Source organism: Streptomyces sp. bgisy159 (assembly GCF_965341775.1).
Lineage (GTDB): Bacteria > Actinomycetota > Actinomycetes > Streptomycetales > Streptomycetaceae > Streptomyces.
On record NZ_CBDQZH010000025.1, the window covers coordinates 1 to 21,585 of the forward strand.

Here is a 21,585-nt window from a genome sequence, read left to right on the forward strand (position 1 = left end):
ACCAGCTGGGGACGCGTCTATGTCGTCGAAGCTCTCTGCAGACTCGACGACCCGGCTGCCCGACCATGGCTGCTTCGCAGGGCCTGCGACGGCGACTTCCTCAACGGATACTTCGCCGACAAGGTCGCGACAGTCGCCAGACTCCATGAGGCGCTTGCAGACCTCGATACCGACAGCGAGATGGTCGACCACATCGGTCGACTGCTTCATCTGATGAGCGACTGCGGGGGAATGGGGCTCACCCTCGCTCACTACCCCCATTCGAGAGCGGTCCTAGAAGCTCATGCTCGCCATGTGGGTTCGCTCAGCCCGACGATCGAGCGCTACTTCACGATCGCTGTGCTCACTCAGCACCTGACCACGGAGCATCCCGAGGCTGCGGGGTGCACTGCGACTCAGCAGGAAGCGCTCCGAGAGACGTACCTCGAAGTCCTCGACCGAGAGGAGTGGACCGAGACGCACGCGCTGGGTTCACTGCGGATGACAACCGGATGCGGTGGCTCGCCGACCACCGGGCGTCACAGCTGAGGCTGCGTGCGTTCCCCGATCTAGAGTCGGATACCGAGGAATAGCGCACGTCAGGAATAAGTGCTCTCCGCCAGTATCGAGGCCCACGCCTCAGGGCGTGTGCGACCCGGTCGGGGCGGTGGAGTCGGCTCCACCGCCCCGGCGGGCGCGGCCCGGCAAGGCGCGAAGAGGGCGCCGGCGGACAGCCGGCGCCCTCTTTCGGTACAACGAGGGAGCCTCAGGCCTCCCGCGCCCGGCCCATGACCGCCGGGAAGGTCGCCGGGTCCGCGTCGAAGCCCCGGACGTCGTCGTGGAAGACCCAGCCGTCGGACGGGTCGCGCACGAACTCCGCGATGGTCGCCGCCGTGGCAGCGGGCACCGTGCCGAAGTCCCCCTCGGAGAGCACCGAGTAGCCCTCGCGGATCCTGAACCCGGGATCGGCGACGCCGTCGAGCGCGCGGTACGCCGAGCGCTGCTGGATGACCACGCCGACGACCACGCGCGCGTAGCGGGCGTCCAGTCGCTCCAGTTCCGCGGTCATGACCTCGTCCCAGCCGAAGCCCTTGCCGTCCTTGCTGTCGCGGTTGAGATAGATGGTGCCGTCGGGTGAACGGCTGTCGAAGTGCACCACATAGGCGGGCTCCCCGTACGGGGCGTCCGCGAGGTACGTGGCGGCGACGATGTCGAGGTCCGTGGGCGGCTCTCCCGCCGGGCTCGGATCCCACTTCAACGCGATCTCGACCTTGCTCAAACCCTTGTTGAGGCCATTCACAGGCTTCCCCTTCCCCGTCTCCCCGTTGCTCCCCGTCGGCCCTCGGCCTGAACTGCCCTCTGCGCAAGGCAGGTTGTCCATCCTGCCACGCGCGCGTGCACCGTCGCGCGTCCGCGGTGGGCCAGAGCGTGACCGACGCCACGTCCGGTGGCCTTACGATGGCGCGGTGCTGGTCAAGTGGATTCGCTGCACCGTGGTCGACCGCCGCGGTTTCGAGCGGGGGCAGCGAAAGTGGGCGGGGCTTCTGGGCGAGCCGGGATTTCGTGGCCAAGGCGGGGGCTGGAGCAGGGCCCGTCCCTCCGTGGCCCATGTCTTCGCGTTCTGGGAGAGCCGCGCCTTCTACGACTCCTTCATGGCGCGCTCGCACGATCGGCTGGCGGCCACCCAGGCCGGTACCTTCAAGAACGCGCAGGTCAGGCTCTTCGACTACCGCTTCGACGTGAAGACCGGCTTCGAGCCCCGGTTCACGGACACCGACCTGCTCCGCGTCGCGCTGTGCCGGGTCCACGAGGAGCGCGCGGAGCACTTCACCCTGATGCAGGAGAAGGTCTGGAACCCCGCCATGGCCGGCTCGCCCGGCATGATCCGCGGACTGTTCGCCGAGGCACCGGGGCATGAGTTCCTGGTGCTGTCGATGTGGCGCTCGGAGGCCGAGCACGGCAAGTACCGGACCGAACGCGTCGAGCGCCTCGCGCTGCGGGCGCAGACCGAGGCGGACATCGCCTCCCTCACCGGTGACATAGTGGAGCTGGAGCCCTCGTGGACGGTCTGATCCGTGTGAGCTACGCCGTATGGAGCCCGTACGAGTGCTCGGAACGCCGTCACTCGATCTAGGGTTTCGGCATGGCACGACCACGGCGCATCGTCCTTGTCCGCCACGGGGAGTCAACGGGCAATGTTGATGACACCGTGTACGAACGCGAACCCGACCACGCGCTGGCGCTGACCGAGCGCGGCTGGCGGCAGGCGGAGGAGACCGGAAAGCGGCTGCGGGAACTGTTCGGCCGCGAGCACGTCAGCGTCTACGTCTCGCCCTACCGCCGTACCCACGAGACGCTGCGCGCCTTCCACCTCGAACCGGAGCTGATACGGGTCCGTGAGGAGCCCCGGCTGCGCGAGCAGGACTGGGGGAACTGGCAGGACCGCGACGAGGTACGGCTGCAGAAGGCGTACCGCGACGCCTACGGGCACTTCTTCTACCGGTTCGCCCAGGGGGAGAGCGGAGCCGACGTGTACGACCGGGTCGGCGGCTTCCTGGAGAGCCTCTTCCGCAGCTTCGAGGCCCCCGACCACCCGCCCAACGTGCTGATCGTGACCCATGGGCTCGCCATGCGCCTGTTCTGCATGCGCTGGTTCCACTGGACGGTCGCGGAGTTCGAGTCGCTGTCGAATCCCGGGAACGCGGAGATGAGGATGCTCGTTCTCGGAGACGACGGCAAGTACACGCTTGACCGGCCGTTCGAACGCTGGCGTGATCCGGAGCCGTACGGGATCACCGGATGGAGTGGCAGCCGATGACCTCCGACTCCTCTTCCTCAGGGCGCCTGGAGCGCGCCCTGGCAAGCCTGCGCGGACTCTCCGTGGGGGACGCACTCGGCTCGCAGTTCTTCGTGCCGGACCACTATCCGCTGCTCAAGCGCCGCGAGCTGCCGCCGGGCGACTGGCAGTGGACCGACGACACCGAGATGGCCGCCTCGGTCGTCGCCGTCCTGGCCGCGCACGGGCGGATCGACCAGGACGCGCTGGCCCGCTCCTTCGCCGAGCGGCACGACTTCGACCGGGGGTACGGTCCCGCCGTCAACCGGCTGCTGCGGCTGATCCGGGAAGGCGGCGACTGGCGGGAGCTGGCCGCCGCGCTCTTCAACGGACAGGGGTCCTGGGGCAACGGAGCGGCCATGCGGATCGCCCCGCTCGGTGCCTGGTACGCGGACGACCCCGAGCAGGCCACCCACCAGGCGGAGATCTCCGCCTACCCCACCCACCAGCACCGCGAGGCCGTCGTGGGCGCCATGGCGGTGGCCGCGGCCGCAGCCCTGACCGCGGCGCCCGGGGGACCGCCCAGGGCCGAGGCGCTGCTGGACGGCGTCATCGCCCTGGTTCCCCGCAGCGCGGTCGGCGCGGGGCTGAGGCGTGCCCGGGACATGCTCGACTACGGCGACGCCGCCACCGTCGCCGCCGTGCTCGGCTGTGGACGGCGTACGACGGCGCACGACACCGTGCCCTTCGCTCTCTGGTCGGCCGCCCGGGCGCTCGGTGACTTCGAGACGGCGTTCTGGACGACCGCGCAGGCCGGCGGAGACATGGACACGACCTGCGCGATCGTGGGCGGCGTGCTCGCCGCGGGCAAGGCGGGGGCGCCCCCGGCCGCATGGGTCGAGCGCACGGAGGAGCTGCCCGGCTGGCTGCCGACCGCCTCGTGACGGGCCGCCGGGCCGGCTGAGAACCGGACCGCGCCCCTGTCCGCCCGGTCCCGCGGACCGCCGGGAGGACCAGCGGCCGGCCTCTCGGCCGACCGTACGCTGCCCGGTGACTCGTCGGGGTGGTGATGGGGGAGTCGAGGGAAGTCGACGAAGGTGTGCCCGGCGCTCCCCCCGACGACTCCTGGACCGTGCCGCACCGCCGTCGGCCGCGTCCGCGGCCGGTGGCCCATCGGACCGTGGTTCCACGCTTCGCGAACGCGACCTGCCAGGACCTGGGGGAGTGTTGCGTGAGGGCAGCCGGATCGAGGCTTCCGGTCGGCTTCTTTCCCACCGTCGGCAGCGAGGTCGCCGATCCTGAGACCGGAGCGGATGCACGACTGCGAACGCAGTCGGTCACTGCCCGGCGGCCTTCCCGCCGAGGCTGCGCGGCGGCCCGGATTCGTAAGGGGAACCGGGGTGTCGCCCGCGGATCACGGCGGCGTAGGCTAAGGGCGCCATGCCGTACGAACCGCCCACTCACACCGTCGAGCGCTCCCTCCGCGCCACGACCGGAGCGAAGATCATTGCCGGTGTCGACGAGGTGGGCCGCGGTGCGTGGGCCGGTCCGGTCACCGTCTGCGCGGCCGTCACCGGACTGCGTCGACCCCCTGCGGGTCTCACCGACTCCAAACTGCTCACCGTCAAGCGACGCACCGAGCTCGCGGAGGAACTGCGCACCTGGGTGACCTCGTACGCCCTGGGGCACGCCTCCCCGGAGGAGATCGACGACCGGGGGATGACCGCAGCCCTGCGCCTCGCGGCCGTACGGGCCCTCCAGGGCCTGCCGCTCCGCCCGGACGCGGTCATCCTGGACGGCAAGCACGACTATCTGGGCACCCCCTGGCGGGTGCGCACGGTGATCAAGGGAGACCGGTCGTGTGTGGCGGTCGCGGCGGCCTCGGTGATCGCCAAGGTGCAGCGCGACAAAATGATGGCCGAACTGGGTATCGACCATGCAGACTTCGGTTTTGCGGACAACGCCGGGTATCCGTCTCCCGTGCACAAGGCCGCACTGGCGGAGCGGGGACCCACCCCGTACCACCGGTTGTCGTGGGCGTATCTTGATGCGCTGCCCCAGTGGCGGCACCTCAAGAAGGCCCGCAGCTGGGCGGACGGAAGCGTTCCGGAGATCGAGGGCCAACTCGGCTTCGATTTCTGACGCGTCCGCTCGCACCGCAGTGCCCCCGCCGACGCGAGCCGCACCACCGTTTGATAAATATCAGCCCATGCCTCTCATTCCCGAGGAGCCTCAGATTCACGAGAGTGCCCAGGGTCCCCGCGCCACTCCGGCCAGCGGCCGCACCGCGCCGACCCCCCGCCCCGTACCCGGCCCACGTTCCGTGGCCCCGTCGCGACCCGGTCGTCCCGGTCCTCCGCGGCCCACGCCTCCGGTGCAGCGCGCGCCCCGCGACCCGGCCGCCGTCAAGCCCGGGCCGCCGGCCCCGGCCGCTGCCGCCGCCGCTCCGCAGGTCCAGCTGATCCCGGCCTCGGCCGAGGGCGCGCTGGACGCCGCCGAGGAGGCGGTTGACCTGCTGCTGGAGTCGGGCCGCGCCCCCGGTGAGGTCCTGGTGGTCACCACCGGCGAGCCCCACCCGTGGGCGACCCACGAACTGTCCTTCGGTGAGGCGTCCTACTGGGCGCAGCACGACGCCCGGGACGACGTCTTCTACTTGGACGCCGCCTCCGTCGGCCGGGCCGCCGAGCGTCCCGTCGTCGTGGTCGCCGTCAACGGTGGTCCCGCCTCAGCCGCCGCCACCGCGCTGCCGCTGGCCCACTCCCGGGCCGGAGCCCTGCTGATCGTCTGCGGCGACCCGCAGCAGATCAACGCGGTACTGGGCGCCGGACTCTGAGCCGACGGGCGGCAGCTGGAGCGGGCGGCCCCCGGTGTCGACGCCGGGGCGCCGTGCCGGCCGCCGTCGGCGCGTGCGGTGACAAACCGGCGGTGACTGCTCGGCGGGCTCGGTGACCGGTAGTGGGGGCGTGGGGGAGTCCGGCGGTCGCGTGCGGGCCCGTGACCGCACGGCGGTCCGGCGGAGTCGTGCTCGGCCGCGGACTCCGGCGCCCCGGCTCCTGCGTGCCTGCGACCCCTCGCCGTGCCTGCGGCAACGTGGCGGAACGCCTCGGCCCGCCGGGCCGGGGTTCGCGTGTCCACGGCGCCGGGTGCGAGATCGGGTGCACACGTCGAGGGCGTTCCCGCGTGGTCGTGCGGCCGGAGGCCGGGGCGGTCCGCTGTGCGAGCGGCTCAGGGCCGACGGCTCAGCGTGCGGCGGCGCGACGCAGCACGTCCGACGCCGCACCCCCGGTGCGCGGCAGCGGCGGAGGCGCTTCGGACAGCGCGAACGGCTCCGGGGCGGAGTCCGTGTTGGGCCGTCGGCCGCCCCGGCCCTCGCCGAGAACCTGCCAGCCGTCACGGGTCAGCGTGACGTACGCACCGCACCGCAGCCCGTGCAGGGTGCAGGCGTCCCGCAGACCCCACATCAGCGCACCGTCCTCCTCCGTCCAACGCGCGTCACCCTCACGGCAGTAGAGGAGTACGGCGGTGCGCACCGGGGTGCGGCGTCTGAGGTCGTGCGGGATGATCCGGCGCAGCTGGGCGAGCAGCGCGTTGCGGAAGATCCACCCGTCGGCCGGTGCCTGCCGGCGCACGAACGAGGCGCTGGCCCGCACCCGCTCGTCCGGATCGAGCACGGCCACGATCGCGGTGGCCGGCCCGGGGCGGTGCCGCGCATGCAGCCCGCTGACGACCTCCCGCGGATTGCGCAGCAGCGGAATGCCTGCCGCGGCCCACTCGGCGGGCTCCAGCAAGCGGGTGGCGGAAGCGTCGGACGTGGACGTCGACAACGGCGCCGCCGAGGACGGAGCGAATCCGAAGGTCACGTTCCTCCCTTCGGCTACGGCCCACACAGCGGGCGGGTCGGATTCGGGGGAGCGCACACCGCAACAGAGCCCTACCGGACCACGGCCGAGCCGTACGGGGAGCGGACCTCAATTCTTCCTGTCGAACTGGGATGCGGCAACGAGCAATTGGGGCCACCGAGGGTTATGTAGTGGTGCGCGGCTTATATCACTACCCAGAGTGGCCGGGGTCGATGCACGGGGCGTGGGGAGAGCCGCCGTCACGGAGGGTGAAGTGGCTCATTGTCAGTGCCGTCGGGTTGCATGGAGGCATGGACGATGTGGAGCTGCGCACCGAGGCCGACGCGATCCTCGCCGAACTGGTGGGGGCGCCGCAGGGTGCGGCGCGATTGCGGGAGGACCAGTGGCAGGCGGTGGCCGCCCTGGTACGCGAGCGTCGGCGGGCGCTGGTGGTGCAGCGCACCGGGTGGGGCAAGTCGGCGGTCTACTTCGTCGCCACCGCCCTGCTGCGCCGCCGCGGCGCCGGCCCCACGGTGATCGTCTCCCCGCTGCTGGCGCTGATGCGCAACCAGGTCGAGTCGGCGGCGCGGGCCGGCATCCGGGCGCGCACCATCAACTCGGCCAACCCGGAGGAGTGGGACGCCATCCACGAGGAGGTGGAGCGGGGCGAGACCGACGTGCTCCTCGTCAGCCCCGAGCGCCTCAACTCCGTCGACTTCCGGGACCAGACGCTGCCCAAACTGGCGGCCACCACCGGCCTGCTGGTGGTCGACGAGGCGCACTGCATCTCGGACTGGGGCCACGACTTCCGGCCCGACTACCGCCGGCTGCGCGCGATGCTCGCCGAACTGTCCCCGGGTGTGCCCGTGCTGGCCACCACCGCGACCGCCAACGCGCGCGTGACCGCCGACGTGGCCGAGCAACTGGGGACCGGCGCCGGGGAGGCTCTGGTGCTGCGCGGCCCGCTGGAGAGGGAGAGCCTGCGGCTGGGCGTCGTACGCCTGCCCGACGCGGCGCACCGCCTGGCGTGGCTCGCCGAACACCTCGACGAACTGCCGGGGTCCGGGATCGTCTACGCGCTGACCGTGGCGGCGGCCGAGGAGGCCACGGCCTATCTCCGGCAGCGTGGTTTCCCGGTGGCCCCGTACACCGGCCGCACGGAGAACGCCGACCGACTCCAGGCCGAGGAGGACCTGCTGGCCAACCGGGTCAAGGCACTCGTCGCGACCTCGGCCCTCGGCATGGGGTTCGACAAGCCCGACCTCGGTTTCGTGGTCCATCTCGGCTCGCCCTCCTCGCCGATCGCCTACTACCAGCAGGTGGGGCGCGCCGGCCGCGGTGTCGACCACGCCGACGTGCTGCTGCTGCCCGGCAAGGAGGACGAGGCCATCTGGCGCTACTTCGCCGACACCGCCTTCCCGCCCGAGGCACAGGTCCGCCAGACCCTGGCGGCCCTCGCCGACGCGGGGCGACCGCTGTCCGCACCCGCTCTGGAGGCCCTGGTCGACCTGCGGCGCACCCGGCTGGAGACCATGCTCAAGGTGCTCGACGTGGACGGCGCGGTCAAGCGCGTCAAGGGCGGCTGGATCGCCACCGGCGAGCCGTGGGTCTACGACGCCGAGCGGTACGCGTGGGTCGCCCGGCAGCGCGCCGCCGAACAGCAGGCCATGCGCGACTACGTCAGTACCGACGGGTGCCGTATGGAGTTCCTGCGCCGGCAACTGGACGACGAGGGAGCGGCCCCGTGCGGCCGCTGCGACAACTGCGCGGGCCCCTGGGCCGACCCGTCCGTCTCCGCGGAGGCGCTGACCGGGGCGACCAGGGAACTGGACCGGCCGGGAGTGGACGTCGAGCCCCGCCGCATGTGGCCGACGGGGATGCCCGCCCTGGGCGTCGACCTCAAGGGGCGCATCCCGGCCAAGGAGCAGTGTTCGGCCGGGCGGGCCCTGGGCCGGCTCTCGGACATCGGGTGGGGCAACCGGCTGCGCCCGCTGCTCGCCGACGGCGCGCCCGACGGTCCTGTCCCCGACGACGCGCTGCGGGCCGCGGTGGCCGTGCTCGCGGACTGGGCGCGCTCCCCGGGCGGCTGGGCGTCGGACGGCCCGGACGCCGTCCCCCGGCCGGTGGGCGTCGTGGCCGTGCCCTCCCTGAGCCGGCCGCGGCTCGTGGAATCCCTGGCCCAGGGCATCGCGGCCGTCGGCCGCCTGCCCTACCTCGGCACCGTGACCTACACCGGGGCGAGCGACCCGCACCGGGCGCACCGCAGCAATTCCGCCCAGCGCCTGAGAACCCTGTCCGATGCCTTCGCCGTCCCCGAGGAACTGGCCGCCGACCTGGCCCGCGCACCGGGGCCCGTCCTGCTCGTGGACGACTACTCCGAGTCCGGCTGGACCCTCGCCGTCGTCGCCCGCCTGCTGCGCCGGGCGGGTGCCGAGCAGGTGCTGCCCCTGGTCTTGGCCGTGGCGGGCTGAGAGCGTGGTGGGCCGGACCGGGCCGGGCCGACCGGTCGGTGGCGCGTGGCCGGGCCGCTGTGCTCGTGGCTGCGGAGGGACGGCGGGAGACGTTCCCGCGGTCATACCGGGGGAGGAGCGACCGGCGCCGTGCAGCGAAGGGACTTCGGCGTCCTGTTCCGGCAGTCGGTTGACGTGGTCCTGATCGGAGTTATCCACAGGTCAAGCGGAGCTTCGCATTCCGCGAGATCGTCTGATCATGACGCATCACAGCGAAAACAGTGCATCTTCCGAGAATGACGACATGTCAGGAGTTCGCCGACCGGCACCGGCTGGCGAACCTGCCCCGGACGGCGCAGTCACGCCGCCGTACGTGTACGAGGGCGCCGCTCCGTACGACGGCGCGGCCACGTTCGGTCAAGGCAGCGGTGCCCACCAGGTCACCCTGCGCACCCCGGCCGAACTGGCCGACGCCCTCCCCTACCTGCTCGGCTACCGTCCCGAGGACAGCATCGTCCTGGTGTCTGTGCACCGACACTCCGGACGCGGCCGGTTCGGCGGCCGGGCCCGGCTCGGCATCCCGGCCAACCGCGACGACTGGCAGTCGGTCGCCCGGCAACTGGCACACGGCCTGGTGACGGGCGGTGAACGCAGGGGAGCCCGACCCGAACAGATCGTCGCCTATCTGTGCCAGGAGCCGGCACCGGGCGAGTCGGCCCATGAGGTGATGGAACGCCTGCGGCCCCTCGCCCAGCATCTGCGCGTAGAGAGCGGCCGACTCGACGTCCCCGTGATCGAGGCGCTCTGCATCTCCGGCGGCCGCTTCTGGTCGTACTGCTGCGGCAGCGCCTGCTGCCCGCCCGAGGGCACGCCCATGGGCCTGCCGGGCACCTCCGTGCTGGCCGCGGCCGCCACCTATGCCGGCATCCAGGTCAGGGGCAGCCTGCGCGCACTGCGCGCCCGGCTCCAGCCTTTGGAGACCTCCCTGGTCTCGGAGCAGGAAGCGGCACTCGACGCCCTGGGCAGCGCGCTCGTCCCCAGGATCCTCGACGACTCCGGCCGCGCTCAGGTGGCCGCGGAGACGATGGCCCTGGCGCACAAGGTGCTGCGACGCTTCGCCGAGGTGCCGCCCCCGTCCGGCAGGCAGACCGAGGACCGCCGCGACGACGACCTGCTCGACGCCGACGAGGCGGCCACCTTGATCCTGGGCCTCCAGGACCGGACGACACGCGACCGCGCCGCCGAATGGATGGAGGGGGACGAGGCCGCACCGGCGCTCCGGCTGTGGCGGGCCCTGGCCCGCCGCTGCGTCGGCTCCTACGGCGAGCACGCCGCCGCCCCCCTGAGCCTCGCCGGCTGGGTGGCCTGGTCGACCGGCGACGAACTCGAAGCACGGGAAGCCCTCGCCATGGCCCTCGGCGCCGACCCCGCGTACCTCTTCGCCCGTCTTCTGCACCAGGCGTGCAATGAGGGCCTCGACCCCGAGTCGGTCCGCCGCTGCCTGCGTGCCGAACGCGTCGGTCGTACCGCGGGTGCGGCACGCGATGTGCGCTCCGGCGGACCTGACACCGGTGCGCTGTCCGGCGACGGCCCGTCCGGAGCCTCCGTCCTGCCCGGCCCGAGCGAGACGGACCCTCAGTGCCGTGTACCGGCCACCACAGCGCTGCCCCGCCGCAGTCGCCGATCCCGTATGCGGACGCCCTCCGGATCCGGACCTCGCCGCCCCGCAACCTCCACACGTGACGGCGTCCCGAGGCCCCGTACGCCGGGGAAGACGAACGCACGACGCCGCGGCGCGGCCGCGGAGGGACCGCGGCCGACTGACGGCGACGGCCCTGTGGAGTGACACGGCCGACGGGCACCAACAGCGGCCCGACGGGGTGCCAACAGCGGATCGGCGGCGTCGCACGGCGGGCCCGACCGGGTGCCACGAGCGGGCGACGGGGTGATGCGGAGGGCCGCTCCGGCGCCAACAGCAGGCCGATGCCGCGCCGTGAAGGCGGGAGGGGCGGGGGCCGCTACTCCACGAGTGGCGGGGTGCCGCAACGGCTGGAGTGGCGGGCTGCCGCAAGAACACGGGCGCGGCGATGTCGGGCGGTGCCGCTCAGCTCCCCGTCTCGTGCCGCACGCCACCTCGCCGAATCACCCCCGCCATTCGGTGGGCACCGCCCCGTACGGGCGTGACCCGGGCGAGGGCCGGTCCGTTCACCTGAGTGGCGCAACGACCTGAGCGGCCCACCGTCGCGCAGGCCGCGCGCCGCCCCGTATCCGTCCGGTCGGGCCCCGGCACCGCACCCGCCCGAGGCACAGAGAGCAGAAGAAGCAACCGTATGCACCAGCCGACTCCGCCCTCCTCCGACGACTGCCTCCCCTCCGGACGGCCCGGGCACCACCCGGGGCCCGGCGTCGGTACCGCCGGCACCAGCGTGCCGGCCGACCGGTTCCGCCACGGCGCCGAACGCGCCTCCCCGACCAGCGGCCGAGGTGGCCTCCCCGAAGCGGACGCAGCAGCGAGCCGATCCGACGGGGAACGCGTTCCCGCGGCCACCCCCGTCCCGGCTCCCGCAGCGCCACGCCCCCCGGCCCCTCGGCCGCCCGCACCGGCACCGGCACCGGCCACCCCACCACCCGCCACCACCCCCCACCCGCACGCCGCTGTCCCCCCAGTCCAGCCCGGGGCCCTCGGCCCGCCCGCCCCCGGCCCGCGCACAAGCCCCGCTCCGACCGCCGGAACCGCACCCACACCGCCGCGTGGCCCGGGGGATCTGCCCCCGGCACACGAAGTGCTGATCTGCGTGGCCCTTCCCGGCCTGGCCATCTCCCCACCCGGAGGCCAGCTGACCGGCCGCGGGCTGGACGGCTACTACCGGGCGGGACGGCGCGTCCTGTCCCGGTGCCAGGTCCGCGTCGCCGGACGCGAACCCCTGCCCGTGCAGTCCCGGCTGACGTCGGCCGACCGAGCCCACTTCGTCGGCACGCTGCGCGCCTCCCCACCCGGCGGCCCCGACCCCGATGTCGTCGTGGAGCGGATCCGCACCGCCGACGGCACCGAACGCATCACCCTGCGCAGCTCCGCGCCCCGCCCGATGCGCCTGCCGGTCGAGGTGGCCCTCGGCACGGACCTCGCCGACCTCGGGACGATCGCCGCGGGCGCCACCGGCCCCGACCTGCCCGCCAGCGTCCACGACTCCGGACTGCGCTGGTCGGCCTCCACCGGAAGGTCGTCGGTGACCGCCACTCCGCCGCCCACCGACTCGCTCGCCTCCGCCGGCCTGCTCCGCTGGGAGGTGGACCTCCCGGCCGGCGGAAGCGCCACCCTGGAGTTGCGGGCCCGCCTGGACGGAACCGGCCCCGTCCGGCCCGCGGGCCGCACCGCCACCAGCCCCGTGGCCCACGCCAGGGCCGACGGCGACGACCCTCGGGCCGAAGCGCTCCTGAGGACCAGCATCGAAGACCTGCGGGCACTCCTCGTACGCGACCCGGCCCGACCGACGGACCAGCACCTCGCCGCCGGCGCCCCCTGGCGCTGCGGCCTGGCCCCGGCCGAGGCACTCGCCGCGGCCCGCATGACCCTGCCCCTGGGTACCCGCCTCGCCGCGGGCACCCTGCGTACCCTCGCCCGCACCCAGGTCACCGCCCGCGGACCGCGCTACGGCATGATCCCGGGCCCCCGACGTGACGCCGGCCCCCACCTGCCCCCGGGCTGCACCGGCACCGAGGCCACCCTCCTCTTTCCCGTCCTGCTCGCGGAGGCCCGCCGCTGGGGACTGCCCGAGGGCGAGACGGAAGAACTGCTCCCGACCGCCGAACGCTGTCTCACCTGGCTGACCACCATCGTGGACGAGAGCGCCTACCTGTGCGACCCGCAACCCGGCGGACCCGTGCGCTGCGAGACCCAGGCGCAGGCGCACCGCGCGGCCCTGCTCGGCGCGGACCTCCTCGACGCCTGTGGCAGGCCGGGCAGCATGGGGCTGCGGCACTGGGCGCAGACCCTGCGGACCGCCTTTCACACCGACTTCTGGATCGACGACCCCTCCGGCGGCCGTCCGGCGGCCGCGCGCCTCGCCGACGGGCGTCCGCTGCCGTACCTCGGGGCGGGCGCCGCCCATCTGCTCGACACCGGCCTGCTGGGTGCCGGCACCGTGGCCCCCGGCCTCCTCGACAATGTGCGCACACAGCACCTGGCCCGACTGCTGGCCGGCCCGGCCCTGGACTCCGGGTGGGGCCTGCGCGGGCTCGGCGCCGAGGAGAACGGACACAACCCCTTCGGCCACCGCAGCGGCGCGGTGCGGGTCCACGAGACGGCCGTCGCCGTCGCGGGGCTGACCGCGGCCGGCTACGAGCGCGAGGCCGGCTCACTGCTCAACGGGGTCCTCTCGGCCGCCGCCGCCTTCGGCTACCGCCTGCCCGAGATGTACGCCGGCGAGCGGCGGACCGACGGCGGCGTACCCCTGCCCCACCCCGCCGCCTGCCGGCCCGCCGCCACCGCCGCGGCAGCCGGCGTCCTGCTGCTGACCACCCTGGCCGGCATCCGCCCCGACGCCCCCGCCGGAACGGTCACGCTGCGGCCCGTGCGCAGCGCCCCCCTGGGCGAGATCGGCCTGACCGGGCTGCGCGTGGGAGGCGCTCCCTTCTCCGTACGCGTCAGCAGACTGGGCCTGGCGATGGTCGAGGAAGCCGCCGACGGACTGCAGCTCGGGGTCTGACCTGGCCCTGCGTACCGCCCACAGGGGGCCGGACGACCGTCGCCGCGCCACGGCAAAGCCCCCGGCGCGCGGCGGGGGACCAGCCACCGATGCGACCGACCGAGGGAGTGTTTATCGTCAGGCAGACGACTATGATCGCGGCATGCCCTACGACCCGTCAGCCTTTCCGCCCTTCGCCGTCACCGTGGACCTGGTCGTGCTGACCGTGCGCCGCCATGCCCTGTGCGCGTTGGCGGTCCGCCGGGGCGAGTCACCGTTCCAGGGGCGGTGGGCATTGCCGGGCGGCTTCGTACGGGCCGACGAGGACCTGGCTCAGGCGGCGGCGCGCGAACTCGCCGAGGAGACCGGACTGCGAGCCCACGACCCGGCCGCCCCCGCCCAGGACAACGGGGCCCACCTGGAACAGCTCGCCACCTACGGCGACCCCGAGCGCGACCCCCGGATGCGCGTGGTCAGCGTCGCCCACCTCGCTCTGGCACCCGACCTGCCCGCGCCCCGCGCCGGCGGTGACGCCAGCAACGCCCGCTGGGCTCCCGTCGAGGAACTGCTGCAACAGGGCGGCTACGGCCGCGACGGCGAACCCGTCGCCCCCCTCGCCTTCGACCACGCCCAGATCCTCTCCGACGGCGTGGAGCGAGCCCGATCGAAGATCGAGTACTCGTCACTGGCCACGGCGTTCTGCCCGCCCGAGTTCACCGTCGGCGAGCTGCGCCGTGTCTACGAAGCGGTGTGGGGCGTCGCGCTGGACCCGCGCAACTTCCACCGCAAGGTCACGGGCACGCCCGGCTTCCTCGTCCCCACCGGCGGCACCACCACCCGCCAAGGCGGCCGCCCCGCACAGCTGTTCCGCGCGGGCGGGGCCACTCTGCTCAACCCGCCGATGCTGCGACCCGAGGTGTGAGCGCCGGGCACCTGGCGATACCCGAAAAACCGGACATAGCGCGCTATCTTGCTACGGGTGATCCAGGCCTTCGGACTGACCAGCACCCCCCGCAAGGACCTCCCGCCCGCCGTCGACGACCTCACCTTCGAGGCACCCGCGGGTCGCGTCACCGCACTGCTCGGCGCGCCGGGCGCGGGCAAGACCACGGCCCTGAGACTCATGCTCCAGCTGCAACAGGGCCGTGGCATCACCCACTTCAGGGGGCGCCCCCTGCACCGCATCGCCCACCCGTCGCGCGAGGTGGGAGTGGTCCTCGGGGACATCCCGGGCCACCCCGGCCGTACGGTGCGCGGACACCTGCGCATGCTCTGTGCCGCGGCCGGAGTCCCGGCCCGCCGGGCCGACGAAGTCCTCGAAGTGGTCGGCCTCGTCAGCCTGCGAGACGAACGCCTCGGCACGCTCTCGCGCGGCATGGACCGTCGGCTCGGCCTCGCCTGCGCCCTGCTCGCCGACCCCCACACCCTGGTGCTCGACGGCCCCACCGAAGGCCTGCCCGCCCGTGAAGGCCGATGGCTGCACGGCATGCTGCGCGCCCATGCCTCGCAGGGCGGCACCGTGCTGCTGACCACCGCCGACCCCAAGGAAGCGGCACGCACCGCCGACCGTGTCGTCACCCTCGAGCAGGGCCGACTGGTCGCCGATCAGGACGCCACCGTGTTCGCCCGCACCCGCCTGCGCCCCCGCGTCGCCGTTCGCACCCCGCACGCGCCCCGCCTTGCCGCCCTGCTGACCCGGGAGGCCCGCGCCGCACAGCGCTCCGTCGAGGTCGTCCAGGAGGGCGGCAACCGGCTCTCGGTGTACGGCAGCAGCTGCGCCGAGGTCGGGGAGACCGCGTTCCGCCACAGTGTCCTCGTCCACCGGCTCGCCGACGAAGTGGGCGACGAGGGACCGGGCGCCGGCGCCGACGGCCTCACGCGGAACGACGGTGTCGGCCCGTCGGGAGCCTGCGCCACCCCACCTCACTCCGCATCCGTCCCACAGCCCGCATCCGTCCCACAGCCCGAGCCCGGCCCGGAGCCCGAGCCCGTCCCGCAGCCTCGGCCCCTCCCGGAGCCCGAGCCCTGCCCGCAGCGCGAACTGGGGCCCGACCGGGAACCCGCCTCCCCTCCCGAGCTCCCCGCCCCCGACGCCCAGCCGGCCCCGCCGAGCCACGATGCGGCTGGTGGCGAGACGGGAGAGGGTGAGTCCGTTGCCGCGACGGACGCTCCTCCCCGCCCCTCACCCCTCCCCACCCGCCCTCCCGCCCTCCCGCCCCCCATCTCCGTCCGCCCCGCCCCCAGCCCCCTCCGCCCCCTGCGCTACGAACTGCGGCGTGCCACCGGCATCGGCACCGGGTTCCTCACCGGCGCGGCCGTGCTCGTGGCCTCCGCGGTCACCGCGGTGGTGGCGGCGAGCGTCGGGCACACTCCGCAGGCGCGGCTGCTGGCCGCGTGGCCGGCCGAGTTGCCGCTGCCGCCCGCCGCGCTCGGGGCGGGGCTGCTCGGCGCGCTGGCCTTCGGTGACGAGTTCCGGCACCCCGCGCTGGCGGCGGATCGTGGCACCGTGCCCCGCCGGCTGGGACTGCTCACCGCGAAGCTCCTCGTGGCCGCGGTCACGGCGCTGCTGCTGGCGTTCCTCACGGTGGGGTGCGACGCGGAGGTGCTCTATCTCTTCTACGGTCGGGAGCTGGGGAGAGTTCCCGAGGAGTGGGCGGTGTTGAGCGCGGGGTGGGCGGGGCTGGTGGTGGGCTGTGCGTGGGCGGGGGTGCTCGCGGCGGGTGTGTTCCGGTCCACGACGGCGGGGCTGGCGGCGGTGGTCGGCGTGCCCGTGGTCGTCGTACCGCTGGTGCGTCGGGCGTGGGCGGGCGTCTCGGTGCGGAGCGCGGCCGGGTTGCCCGAGCGGCTGAGGGAGACGGTGCTGCCGCAGTGGCCCTTCGGAGGGGAACAGCATGTGACTGCTGTGACCCGTGTGATCGCTCAACCCGTCGGCTGGGCGCTGGCGTTGTCGTTGGCCGCCCTGCTCTGCGCATATCTGGTCACGACTCTGCGGAGCAGGGTCCGATGACGACCATCCGTGCGCTTTCCGTCACGGCGTGTGCACAACTCCCCGCAGAAAGCCCGTTTCTTTCCGATTAGGCGTCAATTGCGACGGGGTGAGCGATCACCCTTTCGTGTGCTTTTCACCAAAGACCTCAAGGGAGTTGGAGACGACGCCGACAAAGGATCCGTGAGTACCCTTGCGCACACCATGATGACCGCCGCCCGCTCCGCCGACTCCGGTCTGGCAGGCCCGGGCGAACTCGACCGCTACCCCTACGCGGAGGCCCCCGCCGCCGCCGACCGTGTCGGTGCTCCCGCCTGGGAGGGCGCGGATCCCGAGCTGGGCCGGGTGGGCCGGCGCTCCGCGGGCAGCCGCGGGCGCGGGCTGCACGGCCAACTCGTCCAGCAGCTCGGCCAGATGATCGTCTCGGGCGACCTGGGCGCCGACCGTCCGCTGGTCCCCGAGGAGATCGGGCAGCGCTTCGAGGTCTCCCGCACCGTCGTCCGCGAGTCGCTCCGTGTCCTCGAGGCCAAGGGCCTGGTGAGCGCCCGGCCCAACGTCGGCACGCGCGTGCGCCCCGTGAGCGACTGGAACCTCCTCGACCCGGACATCATCGAGTGGCGGGCGTTCGGTCCGCAGCGCGACGACCAGCGCAGGGAGCTGGGCGAGCTTCGCTGGACCATCGAGCCCCTGGCGGCCCGGCTCGCCGCCGGGCACGGGCGCGAGGACGTCCAGCAGCGGCTGGCCGACATGGTCGAGATCATGGGGCACGCGATGGCGCAGGGGGACGCGCTCACCCACGCGCGAGCCGACGCGGAGTTCCACTCGCTGCTGATCCAGGTCGCGGGCAACCGCATGCTGGAGCACCTCTCCGGCATCGTCTCGGCCGCGCTCCAGGTGTCCGGCGGCCCGGTCACCGGCTGTGACCGGCCCACCGAGGCGTCCCTGGCGCACCACGCGCGGATCGTCGACGCTCTCGCCGCGGGCGACGGCTCGGCCGCCGAAGCGGCGATGCGGCAGCTGCTCACCGTTCACCCCGAGGTGGAACGTGTGGTGCCGGCTCCCCGCGAGCACTGACCGCGCGCCGCGCGCGGTGCCGCCGGTGATGTCCTCCCCCCGTCCGTGCCGCCTTCGGGGCCGGTGCCCCGCCCCGTCGTCGGACCCCGCAGAGCCGCCCCGGGCCCTGCGGCGTCCGACGGTGGCGGTGCACGGTGGTGGCGCGGGTCACCGGCCATGGGTCTCCACTGCAGCACCGGTGACCGTATCTGTTCGCGTATGAACACTTTTGAGCGCTTTCGCGGTGTGACTCGGGCCACGCAGATTGGGCGTAACGCTCGTGGGAGCCCTGCGATGACCTAAGAGGTGACAGCCGCGGAGGGAATACGGACGCCGTTCAAGGCGCTGTGCATCTTCCCGGCCCCCGCCCGCGCCGTCGGCCCATCCCCAGGCCGGTGGTCGGCTCCTGTCCGCTGTGGACGGGGCCGGAAGCCGTTTTCCAACGTTCCGAGAGGTTGTTCGTGTCGGCCAGCACATCCCGTACGCTCCCGCCGGAGATCGCCGAGTCCGTCTCTGTCATGGCGCTCATTGAGCGGGGAAAGGCTGAGGGGCAGATCGCCGGCGACGATGTGCGTCGGGCCTTCGAAGCTGACCAGATTCCGGCCACTCAGTGGAAGAACGTACTGCGCAGCCTCAACCAGATCCTCGAGGAAGAGGGTGTGACGCTGATGGTCAGTGCCGCGGAGCCCAAGCGCACCCGAAAGAGCGTCGCAGCGAAGAGTCCGGCCAAGCGCACCGCCACCAAGGCGGTCGCCGCCAAGACGGTGACCACGAGGAAGGCCACCGCCGCTCCGGCCGCGCCCAGCGCGCCCGCCGCAGCCGATCCCGCCGCCGAGGAGGCCGCGCCCGCCAAGAAGGCAGCGGCCAAGAAGACCACCGCCAAGAAGGCGGCGGCGAAGAAGACGGTCGCCAAGAAGGCAGCGGCCAAGAAGACCACCGCCAAGAAGGACGACGCCGAGCTGATCGAGGACGAGGTCCTCGAGGAGACCAAGGCCGGCGACGAGCCGGAAGGCACCGAGAACGCGGGCTTCGTCCTGTCCGACGAGGACGAGGACGACGCGCCCGCCCAGCAGGTGGCCGCGGCCGGTGCCACCGCGGACCCGGTCAAGGACTACCTCAAGCAGATCGGCAAGGTCCCCCTGCTCAACGCCGAGCAGGAGGTCGAGCTCGCCAAGCGCATCGAGGCGGGCCTGTTCGCCGAGGACAAGCTGTCCAACGCCGACAAGCTGGCCCCGAAGCTCAAGCGCGAGCTGGAGATCATCGCCGAGGACGGCCGCCGCGCCAAGAACCACCTGCTGGAGGCCAACCTCCGTCTGGTGGTCTCCCTGGCCAAGCGCTACACCGGCCGCGGCATGCTGTTCCTGGACCTCATCCAGGAGGGCAATCTCGGTCTCATCCGCGCGGTCGAGAAGTTCGACTACACCAAGGGCTACAAGTTCTCCACGTACGCCACCTGGTGGATCCGGCAGGCGATCACTCGCGCCATGGCCGACCAGGCCCGCACCATCCGTATCCCGGTGCACATGGTCGAGGTCATCAACAAGCTGGCGCGCGTGCAGCGTCAGATGCTCCAGGACCTGGGCCGCGAGCCCACCCCGGAGGAGCTGGCCAAGGAGCTCGACATGACCCCGGAGAAGGTCATCGAGGTCCAGAAGTACGGGCGCGAGCCCATCTCGCTGCACACCCCGCTGGGCGAGGACGGCGACAGCGAGTTCGGCGACCTCATCGAGGACTCCGAGGCCGTCGTTCCGGCCGACGCGGTCAGCTTCACGCTCCTCCAGGAGCAGCTGCACTCGGTCCTGGACACGCTCTCCGAGCGCGAGGCGGGCGTCGTCTCCATGCGCTTCGGCCTCACCGACGGTCAGCCGAAGACCCTCGACGAGATCGGCAAGGTGTACGGCGTGACGCGTGAGCGCATCCGCCAGATCGAGTCCAAGACCATGTCGAAGCTGCGCCACCCCTCGCGGTCCCAGGTGCTGCGCGACTACCTCGACTAGGACCACTTCGGCCCGGACGGGTCGAACGCGTACGACGCCGAAGGCCCGGTTCCCGATACGGGAGCCGGGCCTTCGGCGTGGACAGCGCAGGTGCGCCGCGTCCGCCGGTGGATCACTCTGGGTGTCTGATCGTCGTCTCAGGGTGAGGAGTATCCCATGCGTCGTGCTCTCGTCCGGGCGCTGGCCCGGCCGCTGGCCCTGGTGGCCGCCGCCCTGGCGATACCGCTGGTGACGGCCGCCCCCGCGGCTCCGACGGCCCCGGCGGCCTCCGACGGCATCGTGGTGGGCGGCTTCCCCGTCGATGTCTCCGACAGCCCCTGGACGGTGGCGCTGTCCAGCCGTGACCAGTTCGGCCGTATGCGCTCGGGACAGTTCTGCGGGGGCGCGGTGATCGCACCCACCTTCGTACTCACCGCGGCTCACTGCATGGCCGAGGAGGTTCTCGGGGCGCCACCGGACCGCGCACGCGACCTCAAAGTGATCGTGGGACGCACCGACCTCTACTCCTCCGAAGGCCGGGAGATCGCCGTGCGGGGGGTCTGGGTGAATCCCGACTACGACAGTCGCAGCAACGCCGGGGACTTCGCCGTGCTCACCCTGGCCGAGCCGGTGCCGCAGGCGTCGGTGATCCGGATGGCCCCGGCGGGTGATCCGGCGTACGCCCCCGGGAACGACGCCACCGTCTACGGCTGGGGGGACGCCACGGGGACGGGGGGCTACGCGCACAGCCTGCGGGCGGCGCGGATGCACGTACTGCCCGACGCTCTGTGCCGGACCGCGTATCCGGGCGGGCTCAGCGGCGGCTACAGCGCCGCGACCATGGTGTGCGCAGGGGAGCGGCTGGGCGGCCCGGACGCCTGCCAGGGGGACAGCGGTGGCCCCCTCGTGGCGCAGGGCCGACTGATCGGCCTGGTGTCGTGGGGGAGCGGGTGTGGGCGGGCGGGGAGCCCCGGCGTCTACACGAGGGTCTCCGACGCCGTACGGGCGCTGGTCCGGCCGCAGGCGGCCACTGAGGGCCCCGTGGGCGCGCCCGGCGGGGGCTGAGGGCGTCTTTCGACCACGAGTGCGGGCGGCAACCCCTGGGCAGGGTGGCCGCCCGCGTGCCGGCCTGTGCCGGTCTGGCTCGTCGTGGTGCGAAGGGACCGAAGGGTCAGCGCTCTGCGTCCGAGGCGGATGCCGGGGCGGACGTGAGCCGCTCCGTCTCGTCCTGTATCTCAGCGGCGATCTTCTTGAGTTCCGGCTCGAACTTGCGACCGTGGTGGGCGCAGAAGAGCAGTTCTCCGCCGCTGAGCAGGACGACGCGCAGGTATGCCTGGGCGCCGCAGCGGTCGCAGCGATCAGCGGCCGTCAGCGGGCTCGCGGGGGTCAGAACAGTAGTCACGTCGCCTCTTCTCTAGCTCGACGAGCTGTCGTACCAGGGTCAACATCCAACCAGCCCGAAAACGTTCCCGCTCGTGGCTTCTCCTCGAAAAAATCTTCCGAGGTGGCTGGCTGCTGCCGGTTTGGCGGCGAATGTGCCGTATTGCGTCTCTTGTGCCTACGGTTTCGCTCTGTCGATCATGGCTCGGTCCTCCCGGCCGGGTTGCCGGTTTGTTCATGAGGACGTGCCCGGAGCCTAAATGGTTCATGCCTCGAAGGGAACGTGATATGTACTTCACTCCATCGAGGGATCGAACATCCATACGACTCTGGACTAGGGTGACTTCAGACGAGGGTGGCGTTACAACGGCTCTACCAGGCCTCGGTACCCTCTGAGCGGCAACCGACGCCGCGCCCTTACCCAGAAGGGCCCCACCTGAAATTCAGCGAGGAGCGAACCG

At 72.8% G+C, this 21,585-nt stretch carries 16 protein-coding genes and 1 pseudogene; 14 read left to right on the forward strand and 3 right to left on the reverse strand.

Translation table 11 applies throughout. The features are described from left to right. Positions 1-528 (forward strand): annotated as a pseudogene (locus ACSLTV_RS22870) (hypothetical protein); the annotation flags it as partial. Positions 529-745: 217 nt separating this feature from the next. Here ACSLTV_RS22870 and ACSLTV_RS22875 read toward each other — a convergent pair. After that, entirely contained in the window at positions 746-1,279 is a 534-nt protein-coding gene (locus ACSLTV_RS22875; RefSeq protein ID WP_435612797.1) for a TerD family protein, read from the reverse strand. Positions 1,280-1,445: 166 nt separating this feature from the next. Here ACSLTV_RS22875 and ACSLTV_RS22880 point away from each other — a divergent pair, with 166 nt between their 5' ends. From ACSLTV_RS22880 to ACSLTV_RS22900, 5 genes are all read left to right on the forward strand, one after another. Beyond that, complete coding sequence (locus ACSLTV_RS22880; protein WP_432136299.1) at positions 1,446-2,051, forward strand: YdbC family protein; 606 nt, start codon at positions 1,446-1,448, stop codon at positions 2,049-2,051. 71 nt (positions 2,052-2,122) lie between these two features. After that, positions 2,123-2,797, forward strand: a complete 675-nt coding sequence (locus tag ACSLTV_RS22885) for a histidine phosphatase family protein (protein WP_432136300.1) — start codon at positions 2,123-2,125, stop codon at positions 2,795-2,797. Next, entirely contained in the window at positions 2,794-3,699 is a 906-nt protein-coding gene (locus ACSLTV_RS22890) for an ADP-ribosylglycohydrolase family protein (RefSeq protein ID WP_432136301.1), read from the forward strand. Before ACSLTV_RS22885 ends, ACSLTV_RS22890 begins: the two co-directional genes overlap by 4 nt. A gap of 496 nt (positions 3,700-4,195) precedes the next feature. Further along, complete coding sequence (locus ACSLTV_RS22895; RefSeq protein WP_432136302.1) at positions 4,196-4,897, forward strand: ribonuclease HII; 702 nt, start codon at positions 4,196-4,198, stop codon at positions 4,895-4,897. Positions 4,898-4,964: 67 nt separating this feature from the next. Then, positions 4,965-5,588: a hypothetical protein gene (locus ACSLTV_RS22900; RefSeq protein WP_435612798.1), complete on the forward strand. Its 624-nt coding sequence runs from the start codon at positions 4,965-4,967 to the stop codon at positions 5,586-5,588. Between the two features lie 406 nt (positions 5,589-5,994). Here ACSLTV_RS22900 and ACSLTV_RS22905 read toward each other — a convergent pair whose 3' ends face one another. After that, positions 5,995-6,615, reverse strand: a complete 621-nt coding sequence (locus tag ACSLTV_RS22905; protein WP_432136304.1) for a hypothetical protein — start codon at positions 6,613-6,615, stop codon at positions 5,995-5,997. Positions 6,616-6,905: 290 nt separating this feature from the next. Here ACSLTV_RS22905 and ACSLTV_RS22910 point away from each other — a divergent pair, with 290 nt between their 5' ends. The 8 genes from ACSLTV_RS22910 to ACSLTV_RS22945 all read left to right on the forward strand — a co-directional run bounded on the left by ACSLTV_RS22910 (position 6,906) and on the right by ACSLTV_RS22945 (position 20,809). After that, positions 6,906-9,065, forward strand: coding sequence for a RecQ family ATP-dependent DNA helicase (locus ACSLTV_RS22910; protein ID WP_435612799.1), 2,160 nt, complete (start codon positions 6,906-6,908; stop codon positions 9,063-9,065). Between the two features lie 352 nt (positions 9,066-9,417). After that, positions 9,418-10,890, forward strand: a complete 1,473-nt coding sequence (locus tag ACSLTV_RS22915) for a DUF4192 domain-containing protein (protein ID WP_435612800.1) — start codon at positions 9,418-9,420, stop codon at positions 10,888-10,890. Between the two features lie 943 nt (positions 10,891-11,833). Then, positions 11,834-13,750 carry a glycogen debranching N-terminal domain-containing protein gene (locus tag ACSLTV_RS22920; protein ID WP_435612816.1) on the forward strand — a complete coding sequence of 639 codons (1,917 nt, stop codon included), beginning with the start codon at positions 11,834-11,836 and terminating at the stop codon, positions 13,748-13,750. A 142-nt stretch (positions 13,751-13,892) separates the two neighbouring features. Beyond that, a complete protein-coding gene (locus ACSLTV_RS22925) occupies positions 13,893-14,651 on the forward strand; it encodes an NUDIX hydrolase (RefSeq protein ID WP_432136307.1) in 759 nt (252 codons plus the stop codon). 57 nt (positions 14,652-14,708) lie between these two features. After that, positions 14,709-16,736, forward strand: coding sequence for an ATP-binding cassette domain-containing protein (locus ACSLTV_RS22930; RefSeq protein ID WP_432157305.1), 2,028 nt, complete (start codon positions 14,709-14,711; stop codon positions 16,734-16,736). A gap of 162 nt (positions 16,737-16,898) precedes the next feature. Next, entirely contained in the window at positions 16,899-17,789 is an 891-nt protein-coding gene (locus ACSLTV_RS22935) for a FadR/GntR family transcriptional regulator (RefSeq protein ID WP_432157304.1), read from the forward strand. Positions 17,790-18,229: 440 nt separating this feature from the next. Continuing rightward, positions 18,230-19,765, forward strand: a complete 1,536-nt coding sequence (locus tag ACSLTV_RS22940) for an RNA polymerase sigma factor (protein ID WP_432136310.1) — start codon at positions 18,230-18,232, stop codon at positions 19,763-19,765. Between the two features lie 156 nt (positions 19,766-19,921). Beyond that, on the forward strand, positions 19,922-20,809 hold the full coding sequence (locus ACSLTV_RS22945; RefSeq protein ID WP_432136311.1) for a serine protease: 888 nt from the start codon (positions 19,922-19,924) through the stop codon (positions 20,807-20,809). 106 nt (positions 20,810-20,915) lie between these two features. Here ACSLTV_RS22945 and ACSLTV_RS22950 read toward each other — a convergent pair whose 3' ends face one another. After that, positions 20,916-21,146: a DUF7455 domain-containing protein gene (locus ACSLTV_RS22950; protein WP_432136312.1), complete on the reverse strand. Its 231-nt coding sequence runs from the start codon at positions 21,144-21,146 to the stop codon at positions 20,916-20,918. Positions 21,147-21,585: the final 439 nt, after the last annotated feature.

Bases quoted from the DNA above. Each gene is read 5' to 3' on its own strand.
- ACSLTV_RS22890 (WP_432136301.1), top strand. From the start codon at position 2,794: ATGACCTCCGACTCCTCTTCCTCAGGGCGCCTGGAGCGCGCCCTGGCA.
- ACSLTV_RS22925 (WP_432136307.1), top strand. From the start codon at position 13,893: ATGCCCTACGACCCGTCAGCCTTTCCGCCCTTCGCCGTCACCGTGGAC.
- ACSLTV_RS22900 (WP_435612798.1), top strand. From the start codon at position 4,965: ATGCCTCTCATTCCCGAGGAGCCTCAGATTCACGAGAGTGCCCAGGGT.
- ACSLTV_RS22895 (WP_432136302.1), top strand. From the start codon at position 4,196: ATGCCGTACGAACCGCCCACTCACACCGTCGAGCGCTCCCTCCGCGCC.
- ACSLTV_RS22945 (WP_432136311.1), top strand. From the start codon at position 19,922: ATGCGTCGTGCTCTCGTCCGGGCGCTGGCCCGGCCGCTGGCCCTGGTG.
- ACSLTV_RS22910 (WP_435612799.1), top strand. From the start codon at position 6,906: ATGGACGATGTGGAGCTGCGCACCGAGGCCGACGCGATCCTCGCCGAA.
- ACSLTV_RS22885 (WP_432136300.1), top strand. From the start codon at position 2,123: ATGGCACGACCACGGCGCATCGTCCTTGTCCGCCACGGGGAGTCAACG.